The sequence below is a fragment of the Pseudomonas sp. G7(2022) genome (genome assembly GCF_052660475.1).
This window is the reverse complement of sequence record NZ_CP109659.1, coordinates 5,933,647-5,948,123: the sequence shown is the minus strand read 5'-3', so window position 1 is coordinate 5,948,123 and position 14,477 is coordinate 5,933,647. Positions and strand designations below refer to the sequence as shown.

Genomic DNA, 14,477 nt, shown 5'->3' with positions numbered 1-14,477 from the left:
TGAATGGCGATGAATCTCGCGATTCTACACCGCTGGCGTCAGGAGGGAATGGCGCAAAACGTTGTTCCAGTGCTGACGCTGCGTGCGGAATGACGACCGGCAGGGTTAATCACCGTTCGGTTGTGCAATGGCGTCGGCTTGGAGGATTCTGGCGCGACGGCTGATCCGGCTGTTCAATGTGAGTGCCACGCCACTGAGCAAGACAAAAGCGTAACCCAGTGTGGATTGCAGATTGGTCGGGCTCAGGCTGATCAAGGCACTGATGAGGCCGCCGCAGATGAAAATGATGGTGCTGCCGGCCGACGCCGACGTGCCGGCGTTGTCCGGAAACAGGCTCATGGCCCTGGACGTGGCCGCCGGTCGGGCAATGGTGGTGCCGGCGGTGCAGATCAGCATCGGGATCAGCACTGTCGCCGCAGCCAGGGCAAAACTCGACGACAGGTACAGCATGGTCACGCCGGCGAACAGGATCAGGCTCAGGCCGACAACGATCTGCTGACCACTGGTGATGCGCCTGCTCAGCACGCTGGCGAGGATGCCACCGGCGACATACGCCGCACCGTAGATCAGCAGGATCAACGAGAACTCGTAAGCGGACAATTGCAGCCGGTCCATGAAGATCAGCGGCGAGATCACGATGAATGAAAAGTGGCAGGCGAACGCAAATGCCGAAATCAGCCAGTAGCCGACAAAGTCGAAATCCCCCAGAACCTGTCGGTAAGCCGTGAGGAAGTTTGTACGTGTTCCACGGGTGGTCGGTCGTGTGTTCTCCAGAAACAGACAGGCCTTGAGCAGCACGGCGGCTGATAACGCGATGAACACCCAGAAGCTGCCACGCCATCCCAGTGTTGCCTGCAAGAACGTACCGGCAAGAGGGGATATCGAGATGAAAATCCCGCCGGCGGTGACCATCAGGATTCGCAGGCGATCACGTTCCTGACCTTCGAACAGATCCTGGACCAGTGCCTGGGACAGTACGAAGCAACCGCAGCCCAGCGCCTGCACGACCCGGAACATCAGGAACAGCGAATAATCAGTGGTCATGACACAGCCGAGGGCGCCGAGCATTGAAACGCTCATGCCGGCGAGCAGCAAACCCTTGCGCCCGATCACATCCGACAGCGGCCCGATCAGCATCTGGGCGAAGGCGATGCCGACGGCGAACAGGCTGATGGACAGCGCGATGTCAGCCGGGGTGCTGCGAAAGTGTTCGGCCAGCGCCGGGAACGAAGGCAGCAGGACGTCCAGTGGAAATACACCCAGCAGTACCAACGCGAGCAACAGGCTGACGGCCCCGCGACGCTGTCGGGTCGTCATCCCGGATTTTCTGTTATCCATCGATCAGTCCCGCCCTGGCGAAAAGTGTCTGGTTTTGAGATTCAGCAAAAAATCCGGCTTTCTTCAGTGCATTCAATGTGGCGATGCTGCCTGTCCGTGCGCGCAATCGGGTGGCTTGCGCCGTTACCAACCTGTCGACTATCTCCCGCACCGCGCTGTCGTCAATCCCGGCGTCGCGCAGGCTTCGTCGCAGCCACCGGTCATCGGCTTCGAAGAAGATCACGATGATCTCGAGCAGGGTGGCGGCCGCGAAAGTTCGCTGGTGCGAGTCCAGATGCAGCCAGAGGTAGTGGAACACTTCAGTGAAGTAGCGACTGTGGCGCGCCTCGTCGGTGAGGTGATCGCGCAGCATGTCACTGACCCCGGACACCAGGCTGTCCCGGCAGACGTCGAGCAGTTCCCGGGCAATGATGGTTTCCGAGACGAAGCCGAGCAGGAACCATGTCAGCGGTTGTTGCTCTGGAAGGGTTTTGGCGATCAGCCTGTTCATGCGAATGATCCGCCTGGGCGTCACCGGGCGCGCGGTGATGGCGTAGAGCCCGGCGATCTGCTCCGCGACCTGATGAGAGAACAGGGCGTGGTAACCCTCGTCGGTGTAGAGCTGCAGCGCGGCAGTTTTCATGAGCGGCGGAACATCGATCGGCAGTTCGCCGTGAACGATGACTTCCACGGCGCGATTGACGATGCGGTGCTCCAGCAGGGTTGTGTAGTCAAGAAAGTGCACCAGATGATTGGCCGTGAGTCGGTGCAGCATCGAACGGCCCGACGCCTTGATGGCAGGGTGCGCGAGATAGGGCAGAAATGCCGGCGGGAACCAATGACGGGTTTCCAGTTGCTGCGCTATATCAGCCGGCAAGCGGTAATCGTGGGCACTGGTGCGCACCGAAGCGCGAGTGTTCCAGTCGCCCAGTGAAAACTCGAAGGTCGGGGCGTGGGAGAGAAGGCTCATGCTTGCGTCTCGCGCAACAGGTCACGCATTTCCTGGCACATCGCCTGACCGTCGCTTTCCCCGCAACCGACGAAGAACAAGGGTTGTTCCGCACTGTTCTCGAGTTTCAGCAAGCGCTCGACCTGGTCGTCGGAAAACGCACCTGTCAGCCAGGTGTTCATGCCCAGGGCAGTGGCCACCAGTTGAAACGTCTGTGAGAGGTGTCCGGCTTCGACGAATGCCATTCGATAGGCGCGCGAGTGGGGATACTTCCACCAGAGTCTGTCGAAGCGGGCGGTGATGAACAGGCCCATTGGCAGGTTATTGATGAAGTGCTGCCCTCCCAGGAGATTACCCAGTGCCGTGTCGGGTGGCAGATTGATCAGGCTCAAGGCATGTTCCGCCGGGTGATAGGCATATACGCCGGGTGCCAGGCCTTCGGCGTTCTGGATCAGCAAGTAACCTTCGCAGGCGTTGAGCCCGCCCCCGGAAGGGCTGCTGCGCCGCGCGCCAAGCCCTTCGGCGATGCTGTCGTCACAGTCGGCCTCGCGTTCTCGCAGGTAACCGAGAGACAGGTATAGCAAGGTGCCGACATCGTCCAGCGACAGGGGGGCGCCGGTGAAGGACCGGCAGGTCTTGCGCCGGGTGAGCGAACTCGACAGGGTATCGTCATTCAGTGCCAATGGTGCTGGCAGGGCGATGAGTGCATTTGGACCGTTGTCTGCAGAGGCGTCCGCCGGAGGTGAAGTGGCAAGCACTGTCTCGCAGTGTTCGAGGTATTGCCTGGACCATTCCTGAATATTTCGGGGAGTGTGTTCGCAGGGAATATTCCGCGTGCCGATATGGTAGATCCTTGACAGTTCATCCCAGCCCCAGACCGGCGCTGTGACTTTTAAAGAAGTCAATATTCCGGCTTTTAGAAGTTGCGTGTCTATTATGTTGTTGCTGTCATATAAGTCCGGATCGTGGATAAGTTGTGTCAGTCGAGAAGAGTATTCGAGATCAAGTTCGTGCTGAGTATGGTCTTTGTAGTTCCAGACTATCTGGCCGGGCGTTCGTGGCAGTATGAATAAATAAGGATTTATATGCATGTTGGGGCACGCTGCTCTGGATAGGTGCGTTGTCAGAGGCGCTGGGTAGCCGGCATACCCAGCGCCCACCTTACTTAGCGGGCTTTAGGTGCGACCAGAAAAGCCAGGTTTGCGAGGGTACGGGATTCCAGAGTAATTGCTTTCATGATTGAACTCCTTGTTCATTGTTGCTTCGTGGTTAGTTGGTGTCACCTCCGTGGTGACGACTTAATAATAGTTTGTAATGGATTAATCGCAAGCAAATATTAAGTAGGAATTATCCAGTAATTTTGTCGGAGTGATCTTTGGCTGGGAGTGAATGTGTAAGTTAAATTTCGGAAAATAAAGTATTTAAGGAAATATCCTGCACGACGGCAGGACGTTAAATGTAGGAAAGCACAGTGCAAGACAAAAAGAAGGGGAGCCCGCGGGCTCCCCTTTCAACAGCATCAATGCCGTGCGCCTGTCAGCTGTTGGGCAGCAGGCGGCAGGTGATGCTCTTGATGTAGCGGGTTTCAGCAATGGCCGGGTGTACCGGGTGATCCGGGCCCTGACCGCCGCGCTCCAGCAGCTGGATATTGCGGTCCAGGTGGCGGGCGCTGGTCAGCAGGATGTTCTGCAGATCATCTTCCGGCAGGTGCATCGAGCACGAAGCGCTGACCAGGATGCCGTCCTTGTTGAGCAGACGCATGGCTTGCTCATTCAGGCGGCGGTAGGCGCCTTCACCGTTTTTCATGTCCTTTTTGCGCTTGATGAACGCAGGCGGGTCGGCCACGATCACGTCGAAGCGTTCTTCGCTGGCCTTGAGTTCCTTCAGGGCTTCAAAGACGTCGCCTTCGATGCAGGTCATCTTGTCGGCAAAGCCGTTCAGCGCGGCATTGCGCTCGACGCCGTCGAGGGCGAAGCCCGATGCATCGACGCAGAACACTTCGCTGGCGCCGAACGCGGCAGCCTGCACACCCCAGCCTCCGATGTAGCTGTACAGGTCCAGCACGCGTTTGCCTTTGGCGTAAGGCGCCAGGCGTGCGCGGTTCATGCGGTGGTCGTAGAACCAGCCGGTCTTCTGGCCCTGGATCACCGGGGCTTCGAATTTCACGCCGTTCTCTTCCAGAGGCACCCACTCCGGTACCAGGCCGAATACGGTTTCGGTGTAGCGCTCCAGACCTTCGGCGTCACGGGCGGCGGAGTCGTTCTTGAACAGGATGCCGCTCGGCTTGAGCACTTGGGTCAGTGCCGCGATCACGTCATCTTTATGGGCTTCCATGGTGGCGGAAGCGATCTGCACCACGAGGATGTCGCCGAAACGGTCGACCACCAGACCCGGCAGCAGGTCGGAGTCGCCGTAGACCAGGCGATAGAACGGTTTGTCGAACAGGCGCTGACGCAGGGAAAGCGCTACGTTCAGGCGATGCACCAGCAGCGACTTGTCCAGCGCCAGCTTGATGTCGCGCGACAGCAGGCGGGCGCAGATCAGGTTGTTCGGGCTCATGGCCACGATGCCCATCGGCTTGCCGCCGGCGGCTTCAAGGATCGCCTGGTCGCCGGCCTTGAAGCCGTGCAACGGGGTGGCGGCCACGTCGATTTCGTTGCTGTAGACCCACAGGTGGCCGGCGCGCAGGCGACGGTCGGCGTTGGCTTTGAGGCGCAAGCTAGGCAGGGACATGACGTCGCTCCGGAAAAAAGAGCGGGAGTATACCGTGTTGCGATGCATGCAGGTTCGATGCTGGACATGTGGCGCCCCGGCCTGGCGCGCAAACGGACGAAGTCAGAATTCGCTCGATGGTCTTGAATGAAAGTTTCCGCCGATCTGCCCCGCGATGTGTCGTTCGTCGGTTTTTAGGGGTTAGAATCGCCGCCTGTCCCAGAGTGTGTACTTATGTCCCAAGAGCTGACCACCGAACAGATTCAACAGTCCCTGCAAGGCATCAGTGTGCCCGCGCAGCCGCAGATCATGGTGGATCTGCAAATGGAGCAGTACATGCCCGATCCGGATCTGGAGACGATCGCCAAGCTGATCTCCCAGGATCCCGGCCTGTCCGGCTCACTGCTGAAAATCGTCAATTCGCCCTATTACGGCCTGAGCAACAAGATCACCTCGATCAAGCGCGCGGTGAACCTGTTGGGCAGCCGTTCGATCATCAATCTGATCAACGCGATGTCGATCAAGGGCGAGATGAACGATGACACCATCGTCACCCTCAACCGGTTCTGGGACACCGCCCAGGACGTGGCCATGACCTGCCTGACCCTGGCCAAGCGCGTCGGTACCGAGGCGAGCGACGAGGCCTACGCCTTGGGCTTGTTCCATGACTGCGGCGTGCCGTTGATGCTTCAGCGCTTCCCGGACTATATGAAGACGCTCGAAGAGGCTTACGCCAACGCCAGTGCCGAATGCCGGGTGGTGGATACCGAAAACCGCGTCTACAACACCAACCATTCGGTGGTGGGTTACTACACGGCCAAGTCCTGGCGCCTGCCGGAGCATGTCAGCGCGGCCATCGCCAATCACCACAACGCCATGGCGATCTTCAGCGACGAGACTTCGCGCAACAGTCAGATGAAAAACCTGCTGGCGATCCTGAAAATGGCCGAGCATATCTGCGCGTCGTACCGGGTGCTGGGCAATCAGAGCGAAGACTTCGAGTGGCAGGCTGTCGGGCCGCTGGTGCTCGAATACATCGGTCTCTCGGATTACGACTTCGAAACCCTGAAGCAGACGATCCGCGAACTCGGCGCACACTGATCAAACCGCTCCTGATTCGAGACGCTCATGCCTGAATTGCCGGAAGTCGAAACCACCCGCCGCGGCATCGCCCCGCACCTGGAAGGCCAGCGCGTCAGCCGCGTGATCGTACGTGACCGGCGGCTGCGCTGGCCGATTCCCGAGGACCTCGATGTGCGCCTGTCCGGGCAGCGCATCGTGCTGGTCGAGCGGCGCGCCAAGTATCTGCTGATCAACGCCGAAGTCGGCACGCTGATCAGCCATCTGGGCATGTCGGGCAATTTGCGGCTGGTGGAGGTCGGGATGCCGGCGGCCAGGCATGAGCATGTCGACATCGAACTGGAGTCGGGCCTGGCCCTGCGCTACACCGATCCACGGCGTTTCGGGGCGATGCTCTGGAGCACTGACCCGCTTAATCACGAGTTGCTGATTCGCCTGGGGCCGGAGCCGTTGACCGATCTGTTCGATGGCGAGCGGTTGTTTCAGCTGTCACGCGGACGGTCGATGGCGGTCAAGCCGTTCATCATGGACAACGCGGTGGTGGTGGGCGTCGGTAACATTTACGCGACCGAGGCGCTGTTCGCCGCCGGTATTGATCCGCGCCGCGAAGCCAAAGGTATTTCCCGGGCGCGCTATCTGAAGCTGGCGATCGAGATCAAACGCATCCTCGCCGCTGCCATCGAGCGTGGCGGTACCACGTTGCGCGATTTCATCGGTGGTGACGGGCAGCCGGGGTATTTCCAGCAGGAACTGTTTGTTTACGGTCGCGGTGGCGAGCACTGCAAGGTCTGCGGCACAGGCCTGCGGGACGTGAAGCTGGGCCAGCGGGCCAGCGTTTTCTGCCCGCGCTGCCAGACCTGACGAAAAGCTGAAAAAGTCCTACGGTCTATAGTGAGTTGTCTCACTGTTCAGCCCGAAGGATCGTGCCATGAAATCCTCGCTAGCCCTTTTCCTCGCACTGCTGCTGTGTTCCAGCCTGACCGTTCAGGCCACGGAAGGCGGCAGCGGTGATCCGCGTTACGCCATCCAGAATCCACCGGCCTACGCCATGATCGGCGATCTGCTGATTGCCCGCCCCTTGCTGGTGGCGGCCACAGTGATCGGTGCGGGGGTGTTCGTGGTGTCGTTGCCGTTTACCGCGCTGGGTGGCGGCGTTGGCGATGCGGGGGAGGCGCTGGTGGTGGCACCGGCGAAAGCGGCGTTCGTGCGCTGTCTGGGATGTACCGGGGAAGGATTCGAGCAGCGTGAATGACGCGATCGCAGCCTTGCGCTGCGATCGCGGTCAGAGACTCAAGCCTTGCCGGTAATCTTGCGGTACTTCTCCATCAACTGTTCTTCAGTCTCCGGATGGGCTTCGTCCAGCGGAATGCAATCCACCGGGCAGACCTGTTGGCACTGCGGTTCGTCGTAGTGGCCGACGCACTGGGTGCACAGGTTCGGGTCGATCACGTAGATCTCTTCGCCTTGGGAAATGGCGGCGTTCGGGCACTCAGGTTCGCAGACGTCGCAGTTGATGCAATCGTCGGTGATGATCAGGGACATGCTAACTCCAGCCGGGGCGGCGGGCCCGGGCGCAATAAATCAATGCGCGCAATTGTGCCGCATTGGCGCCCGCAGTGCACGCGGGCACCGTTTGAACGGTCGTTACTTCTTGAAGCGCAGGGTCAGGGCATCAGCCACTGCCGGGTGGACGAACTTGCTGATATCGCCGCCCAGGGCTGCAATTTCCCGCACCAGTGTCGAGGAAATGAACGAATAACGCTCGGACGGGGTGAGAAACAGGCTCTCCACATCCGGCGCCAACTGGCGGTTCATGTTGGCCAGCTGGAATTCGTATTCGAAGTCCGACACCGCGCGCAGGCCACGCAGGAACACGTTGGCGTTCTGCTCTTTGGCGAAATGCGCCAGCAGCGTCGAGAAGCCGACCACTTCCACGTTGGGCAGGTGCTTGGTGACTTCGCGGGCCAGCTCGACCCGTTGTTCCAGCGGGAACAGCGGATTTTTCTTGGGGCTGGCGGCAACGGCGATGATTACGTGATCGAACAGGCGCGAGGCGCGTTCGACCAGATCGCCATGGCCCTTGGTAATAGGGTCGAAGGTACCTGGGTACAACACTCGGTTCATCGCGTCGTCCTGGCGGGAATCCGTTGGGGAGTCGGATGGTATCGCAGCCGTCCCGGTCGGCCAAGTCGCCTTTTGGGTAAGAAAGCACTATAGGCGGTACGAATCTTCGGCTTTTTCACGGGTTTCTCAACCGTTCGCCGAGGGATGTCGCCAGTTGTGCTGTCAGACCATACACCGACAGCTGCGGATTGGCGCCGATGCTGGTGGGGAACAGCGAGCCGTCATGAATCGACAGATTGCTCAACTGATGATGGCGGCCAAGGCTGTCGGTAACGGCGGTCTTCGGGTCTTCGCCCATCGCACAACCGCCCATGACGTGGGCGCTGCCCAGGCGAGTGCGGTACAGCTCAAGGCTCAAACCGTCGATCATCGTGCGCGCCTCGGCCAGGCTGTTCACATAACGCGCATCGGCGTGCATCGGCATCACCGCTTTGGCACCACCGGCGAACTGGATCTCGGCCATGACGTGGAAGGCCCGGCGCAAACCGTCCCAGGCGTAGGACGACACCTGATAATCCAGCACTGGCGAACCGTCGCCACGCAATTCGACACTGCCGCCCTGGCTGTCCTGATGAAAGCCGTCACGCAGCAATGCCAGCATGGCGTGGGTGTGCGGAAGATCCGCCATGTGCCGGGCGTTTTCCTGGCCGAAGCCGCCGAGCAGGGTGGCGGCCAGCGCCGGGTGCAGCGGCGGCACTTCGAGTTTGAAGGCCATCGGCCCGGTGGTGCCGTCCTTCCACTGGAAATGGTCGGAGTAGATTGATTGTGGCGCCCCGTAAAACGGGTTGATGACCTCGTCGAAGCGCCCGGCGGACATGTTCACCGGGTGCAGAAAGGTGCGTTTGCCGAGGCGTCGATGCGGATCCGGCGCGTCCGAGCGCAGCAGCAGGGCTGGGCTGTTGATCCCGCCACCGGCCAGCACGTAATGGCGAGCCTTGACCGTGATCTGGCGTCCGGTCGGTTCGACGCAGCGTTCGTCCATCGCCACGCATCGCAGCCCGGTCACCTTGTCGCCGTTGATCAGCAGTTTTTCGGCGCGGGCCAGATAGAGCAGCTCGCCACCCTTTTCCAGGGTCGCCGGAATGGTGGTGACCATCATCGATTGCTTGGCGTTGGTCGGGCAGCCCATGCCGCAATAGCCGAGGTTCCAGCAGCCGCGCACGTTGCGCGGGATCACGTGCCAGCTGTAGCCGAGCTGTTCGCAGCCTTTGCGGATCACGTCGTTGTTGGCGTTGGGCGGCACCCTCCACGGGGCGACACCGAGACGCTGCTCCATTTTTTCGAACCACGGCGCCATGTCGGCGGGGCTGTGGCCTTTGACGTTGTGCTCCTTGGCCCAGTGTTCGAGGGTCGGCTCGGGGGTGCGAAAGCTCGAAGTCCAGTTGATCAGGGTGGTGCCACCGACCGCGCGGCCCTGAAGGATGGTGATTGCGCCGTCCTTGCTCATGCGGCCGATGCCTTCCTGATAGAGGCTGCTGTAGGCCTGGTCTTCCAGCAGTTTGAAGTCGCTGCTGGTCTTGAGCGGGCCTTCTTCGATCAGCAGCACCTTGTAGCCGGCGGCGCTGAGGATTTCCGCCGTGGTGCCGCCGCCAGCGCCGCTGCCGATGATCGCCACGTCGGCTTCCAGGGTCAGGTCATCGTTCAGTTGTGCGCCGTTGTAGGTTTTCCAGCCACGGGCAAGGCCTTCGCGAAACGGGTCGGGTACGGGCATCGATCAGGTTCTCTTATTATTTTTTTGCGTGGGTCGCCAGGCTCAAACGGCGGGCGGGCCGGGGTAACCGCAATGGGCCCAGGATTCGGCGCGGGTGTACCAGGCCATCATCACCATTTGCTGCAGGGAGCTGTGGCCCATGCGCAGCAGGCTCAGCGAGCTGTTTTCCCAGCGTTCGAGGAAGTGGCGGATCGCCTCGGGGCTGGCGTTTTCCCAACTGCCCCAGATTCCGGTCAATGGCCCGCGCGTCACCGCCATGCCCAGTACATCGAACAGTTGCCGGGTGAGCTTGAGCATTTCCGGTGACAGGTGATCGAGGCTGTAGTCCAGGGACTTCAGGGTTCCATCGACAGCGGCGGGCATCTTTTCCACAGCAACGGCGCCATCCAGCATTACTGGAATCAGTGCGCGCAGAAACAGCAGATCACCGCTGCGCAACGTGGCGAATCCGTTGACCGATACGCTCGACGAACAGCCGCTGAGGCTGGCACCAAGGCCGGCGGTGGCGAGGAAAGCCGTGGCGCCCAGACTGAATTTCAGCAGGCCACGGCGCGAGAGGGCGGGTGTTTCGGTCAGGCTTGGGTGCATTGTTGTTATTACCCGGCGGTGACGTTAGCGAATGAACAGTTTCTGGATCAGTTTCTGAATGGTTTTGCCGTACGGCGGGTAGATCAGCTTCGCCGCGTTGAAGCGCTGTTTGACCAGCACGCCCTTGGCCTTGCTGAAGGTCAGAAAACCTTCGTGCCCGTGGTAATGGCCCATCCCCGACGGTCCGATACCGCCGAACGGCATGTCGTCCTGGGCCACATGCAACAAGGTGTCGTTCAGGCAAACTCCTCCGGAATGGGTTTCATGGAGCACGCGGTTCTGTTCGCGTTTGTCGTAGCCGAAGTAGTAAAGAGCCAGAGGACGTGGTCGCTGATTGATGTAAGCAAATGCCTGATCCAGATTCTGGTACGGCACGATCGGCAGCAGCGGGCCGAAGATTTCGTCCTGCATCACTGTCATTTCGTCGCTGACATTCAGCAGCAGGCTGTGAGGCATGCGTCGGCCCTGGCCCTGGTCGAACAACGGAATCAGCAGCGCACCCTTGCTGGTGGCGTCGCTGAGGTAGCCGTTGAGACGCGCCAGTTGGCGTTCATTGATGATGGCGGTGTAGTCCGGGTTGTCGGCGAGTGTCGGATAAAACCCGCGCACGGCCTGGCGATAGGCTTCGACGAAACCGCCGACGCGCTCTTCCGGCACCAGCACGTAGTCCGGGGCCACGCAGGTCTGGCCGGCGTTGAGGGTCTTGCCGAAGGCGATGCGTTCGGCGGCGTCCTTGAGCGGCACGTCGTGGGAAACGATGGCCGGCGACTTGCCGCCCAGCTCCAGAGTCACTGGCGTGAGGTTTTCCGCCGCCGCGCGCATCACGTGCTTGCCGATACTGGTGGCGCCGGTGAACAGCAGGTGATCGAAGCGCAGTTTCGAAAACGCTACACCGACATCGGCCTCGCCGAGCACCACGCACACCAGATCTTCGGGGAAGATCCGCGCCAGCAATTCCTTGAGCAGCAGTCCGGTGGCCGGGGTCGATTCGCTGAGTTTGAGCATCACCCGGTTGCCTGCCGCGAGCGCGCCGGTCAACGGGCCCATGGCCAGGAACAGCGGGTAGTTCCACGGCACGATAACGCCCACTACGCCCAGCGGCTGATACACGACTTTTGCCGATGCCGGCTGGAAGGCGACGCCAACCTTGCGCCGAGAAGGCTTCATCCATTGGCTGATATGCCGGCTGGCGTAATGAATGCCGTGCAGGCTCGGCATCAGCTCGGCGAGCAGGGTTTCATCGGCGCTGCGATGGCTGAAGTCAGAACTGATCGCCTCGACCAGCGCCTGACGTTCGCTGCTCAGCAGATCGCGCAGGGCCTTGAGCCATTGCTGGCGCTGGGCGGCAGGCGGCATCGGGTTGGCGGCGTAGGCGGCGCGCTGGGCTTCGAATAACCGGTTGAGCGCCTCCAACGGCTGTTTCAACGATTGCAGGTAGGCAATATCGGCGGTCATTGTCGGCTCCGGATTTGTTGTCGTGAGGAACTTTCTAGAGTCTATGCTCTAGAAAGTCAAATGACTTCCTGGTGCGTCACGGTTTTATCCAATTCCGGTTAGGTCGTAAGATGCCCCCCAACGCACTCTGAATTAAAGCTCAAGCCATGGCCCCACGGATCAAAACCAGCGAGCGCATCGTGCAGAACAGCCTCGAGCTGTTCAATCAGCAGGGCGAGCGCAGCATCAGCACCAATCACATCGCCGCCCACATGGAGATTTCTCCGGGCAATCTGTACTACCACTTCCCCAACAAGCAGGCGATCATCGCTGTGCTGTTCAGTGAGTACGAAAGCCTGGTCGACAGCTTCCTGCGCCCGCCTCAGGGGCGGCCGGCGACGGTCGAAGACAAGCGTTTCTACCTCAAGGAACTGCTGTCGGCGATGTGGCGCTACCGTTTCCTGCATCGCGATCTCGAGCATCTGCTCGACAGCGATCCGGATCTGGCCGGGCGTTACCGGCGCTTTTCCCAGCGCTGCGTGATTCAGGGCGCGGCCATCTATGAAGGTTTCGTCGCCGCCGGCATCCTGAAAATGGACCGGGTGCAGATCGAATCCCTGACCCTCAACGCGTGGATCATCCTCACCTCTTGGGTGCGCTTCCTGTGCACGACCCGGGAAAACTCCAACCACCTCAGCGAGCAGGCCATTAAGCGCGGCGTGTATCAGGTGCTGGTGCTGGAAGCAGGGTTCGTCACCGAGCAGGCCCGCGATGAGGTCAACGCCTTGTTCGAAGAGTTCTACGTGCCGCTGGCCCAGGCCCTCGAAGAAAGACCGTAAGCCCATTTCCTCACTGGAGTCGTTCGCTATGCCGATTGCGCAACTGATCAGCCCGACCGCACTGGATGCCCGCAAGGCGCGGCCGGGGCTGGTGATTCTCGATTGCCGTTTTGCCCTCGAAGACCCGGATTACGGCCAGCGCAGCTACGCCGAGGGGCACATTGCCGGGGCACACTTCGCCGATCTTGAGCGCGACCTCAGCGGCCCGTTGACCAAGGGTGTGACCGGTCGCCATCCACTGCCGGAGCCGGCGGCGCTGATCGAACGCCTGCAAGCGTTCGGCATCGACAACGACAGCGACGTGGTTCTGTATGACGACGGCCCGGGCGCCTATGCGGCGCGGGCCTGGTGGTTGCTGGCGTGGCTGGGCAAGCGTGACGGCGTGTTCATTCTCGATGGCGGGCTCAAGGCCTGGCATGCGGCGGGGCTGCCGTTGAGTCTTGATCCACCGTCAGCGGCCCGGGGCAACTTCAGCGGCCAGCCGGACATGAGCCTGCTGCTCAGCGCCGAGCAATTGCAGCAGCGCCTGGGCCAGCCGGCCCTGACCCTGCTCGATGCCCGCGCCTTGCCGCGGTTCAAAGGCGAAGTGGAGCCGATCGATCCAATAGCGGGGCACATTCCCGGCGCGCAATGCGCGGCGTTCACCGACAACCTGGGCAGCGACGGGCGTTTCCTGCCGGCCGATCAGCTCAAGCAGCGTTTCGCCGCGAAACTCGGCGAGCGTTCGCCGAACGATCTGGTGGCTTACTGCGGCTCCGGGGTGACGGCGTGTCACAACCTGTTCGCCCTGTGCCTGGCGGGTTACCCATTGGGTTCTTTGTATGCCGGATCGTGGAGCGAGTGGATCAATGAGCCTTCGCGCGGTATCGCTACGGGCGAGTAAACGCGTTCAGCGATCCAGCCGCGCGCTGCGATAGGCCGCCGGCCCCACGCCGTAAACCTGTTTGAACTGCCGGCTCAGATGGCTCTGGTCGGCAAAGCCCAGCCGGGTGGCGACTTCCACCGGCAGGCAGCCGCTCTGCAACAAGCCCCGGGCGCAGGCGATCCGCTGCTGCATCAGCCAGCTGTGGGGCGGCATGCCGGTGGCGCGGCGGAACACCCGGGCGAAGTGGAAGGGCGACAGGTTCACCGCCGCCGCCAGTTCTTCCAGCGAGGGCGGCGCCGCCAGTTGCGCGTGCAGCAACTCCTTGGCCATCGCCACTGCGCGGTGCTCTTTGCCGGGCTTGCCGTTGATCTGCACCGCCGCGTGGCGTTGCAACAGCCGCATCATCATTTCGCGCCATACCGTCTGTTGTTGCAGCGCGGTGGCGGGGCTTTCCAGTAAACGGTGCAACTGGCTGAAGCCGTTGACCAGATCCGGATCGCGGTACAGCGTCGCGCCAAAGGCTGGCATTGGCGTGGTCGGCAGTTCCAGTTCTTCGAGCAACGAGACAATCTTGCCGGTGTCCGGATAGAACGCACGGTACAGCCAGCCGTCCTCGGTGCCTTTGTGGCCGGTGTGCAATTCGTCCGGGTTGATCAGCACCAGCGTGCCACTGCCCGCCAGGTGTTCGGCGCCGCGATAGCGGTAGCGCTGGGCGCCGGCCATGATCATGCCGATCACATAGCCGTCATGGACATGCGGGGCGAAACGATGCTCGATGTAGCGCGCCGAGAGCAGTTCGACGCCGGCCAATGGCGCGGTTTGCCAGAAACGGATCGACTCGCCCTGATCGCTCATGAC

General features: G+C 61.2%; 15 protein-coding genes. 5 read left to right on the top strand and 10 right to left on the bottom strand.

Features of this window, described 5'->3' with window-relative positions; all coding sequences use genetic code 11:
* Positions 1 to 105: 105 nt before the first annotated feature.
* The 4 genes from NE357_RS27310 to NE357_RS27295 form a co-directional block, all read right to left on the bottom strand.
* The gene (locus NE357_RS27310) at positions 106 to 1,338 is read right to left on the bottom strand and encodes an MFS transporter (protein WP_169432325.1); all 1,233 of its coding nucleotides are present in this window, start codon (positions 1,336 to 1,338) and stop codon (positions 106 to 108) included.
* Positions 1,331 to 2,287, bottom strand: a complete 957-nt coding sequence (locus NE357_RS27305; RefSeq protein ID WP_169432324.1) for a diiron oxygenase — start codon at positions 2,285 to 2,287, stop codon at positions 1,331 to 1,333. Before NE357_RS27305 ends, NE357_RS27310 begins: the two co-directional genes overlap by 8 nt.
* Entirely contained in the window at positions 2,284 to 3,357 is a 1,074-nt protein-coding gene (locus NE357_RS27300; protein ID WP_169432323.1) for a SagB family peptide dehydrogenase, read from the bottom strand. Before NE357_RS27300 ends, NE357_RS27305 begins: the two co-directional genes overlap by 4 nt.
* 445 nt (positions 3,358 to 3,802) lie before the next feature.
* Positions 3,803 to 4,999 (bottom strand): class I SAM-dependent rRNA methyltransferase, encoded by a 1,197-nt coding sequence (locus tag NE357_RS27295; RefSeq protein ID WP_169432322.1) that lies wholly within the window; start codon positions 4,997 to 4,999, stop codon positions 3,803 to 3,805.
* A 267-nt stretch (positions 5,000 to 5,266) separates the two neighbouring features.
* Here NE357_RS27295 and NE357_RS27290 point away from each other — a divergent pair, with 267 nt between their 5' ends.
* From NE357_RS27290 to NE357_RS27280, 3 genes are all read left to right on the top strand, one after another.
* Positions 5,267 to 6,079, top strand: a complete 813-nt coding sequence (locus tag NE357_RS27290; RefSeq protein WP_169432715.1) for an HDOD domain-containing protein — start codon at positions 5,267 to 5,269, stop codon at positions 6,077 to 6,079.
* A 27-nt stretch (positions 6,080 to 6,106) separates the two neighbouring features.
* Complete coding sequence (mutM, locus tag NE357_RS27285) at positions 6,107 to 6,919, top strand: bifunctional DNA-formamidopyrimidine glycosylase/DNA-(apurinic or apyrimidinic site) lyase (protein ID WP_169432321.1); 813 nt, start codon at positions 6,107 to 6,109, stop codon at positions 6,917 to 6,919.
* Between the two features lie 67 nt (positions 6,920 to 6,986).
* The gene (locus NE357_RS27280) at positions 6,987 to 7,310 is read left to right on the top strand and encodes a multidrug transporter (protein WP_169432320.1); all 324 of its coding nucleotides are present in this window, start codon (positions 6,987 to 6,989) and stop codon (positions 7,308 to 7,310) included.
* Between the two features lie 38 nt (positions 7,311 to 7,348).
* On the opposite strand, the gene NE357_RS27275 is transcribed toward NE357_RS27280, so the two are convergent.
* The 5 genes from NE357_RS27275 to NE357_RS27255 all read right to left on the bottom strand — a co-directional run bounded on the left by NE357_RS27275 (position 7,349) and on the right by NE357_RS27255 (position 11,936).
* Entirely contained in the window at positions 7,349 to 7,600 is a 252-nt protein-coding gene (locus tag NE357_RS27275; RefSeq protein ID WP_003195146.1) for a YfhL family 4Fe-4S dicluster ferredoxin, read from the bottom strand.
* A 102-nt stretch (positions 7,601 to 7,702) separates the two neighbouring features.
* Positions 7,703 to 8,182, bottom strand: a complete 480-nt coding sequence (coaD, locus tag NE357_RS27270) for a pantetheine-phosphate adenylyltransferase (protein WP_003229157.1) — start codon at positions 8,180 to 8,182, stop codon at positions 7,703 to 7,705.
* A 115-nt stretch (positions 8,183 to 8,297) separates the two neighbouring features.
* Positions 8,298 to 9,893 carry a GMC family oxidoreductase gene (locus tag NE357_RS27265; protein ID WP_169432319.1) on the bottom strand — a complete coding sequence of 532 codons (1,596 nt, stop codon included), beginning with the start codon at positions 9,891 to 9,893 and terminating at the stop codon, positions 8,298 to 8,300.
* Positions 9,894 to 9,935: 42 nt separating this feature from the next.
* Positions 9,936 to 10,481, bottom strand: a complete 546-nt coding sequence (locus tag NE357_RS27260) for a twin-arginine translocation pathway signal protein (protein WP_169432318.1) — start codon at positions 10,479 to 10,481, stop codon at positions 9,936 to 9,938.
* A gap of 24 nt (positions 10,482 to 10,505) precedes the next feature.
* The gene (locus NE357_RS27255) at positions 10,506 to 11,936 is read right to left on the bottom strand and encodes a coniferyl aldehyde dehydrogenase (protein ID WP_169432317.1); all 1,431 of its coding nucleotides are present in this window, start codon (positions 11,934 to 11,936) and stop codon (positions 10,506 to 10,508) included.
* Between the two features lie 146 nt (positions 11,937 to 12,082).
* Here NE357_RS27255 and NE357_RS27250 point away from each other — a divergent pair, with 146 nt between their 5' ends.
* Together NE357_RS27250 and NE357_RS27245 are read left to right on the top strand one after the other, a co-directional pair.
* Positions 12,083 to 12,754: a TetR/AcrR family transcriptional regulator gene (locus tag NE357_RS27250; RefSeq protein WP_169432316.1), complete on the top strand. Its 672-nt coding sequence runs from the start codon at positions 12,083 to 12,085 to the stop codon at positions 12,752 to 12,754.
* Positions 12,755 to 12,782: 28 nt separating this feature from the next.
* Positions 12,783 to 13,637, top strand: coding sequence for a sulfurtransferase (locus tag NE357_RS27245; protein WP_169432315.1), 855 nt, complete (start codon positions 12,783 to 12,785; stop codon positions 13,635 to 13,637).
* A 6-nt stretch (positions 13,638 to 13,643) separates the two neighbouring features.
* On the opposite strand, the gene NE357_RS27240 is transcribed toward NE357_RS27245, so the two are convergent.
* A complete protein-coding gene (locus NE357_RS27240) occupies positions 13,644 to 14,474 on the bottom strand; it encodes an AraC family transcriptional regulator (RefSeq protein WP_169432314.1) in 831 nt (276 codons plus the stop codon).
* Positions 14,475 to 14,477 lie beyond the last annotated feature (3 nt).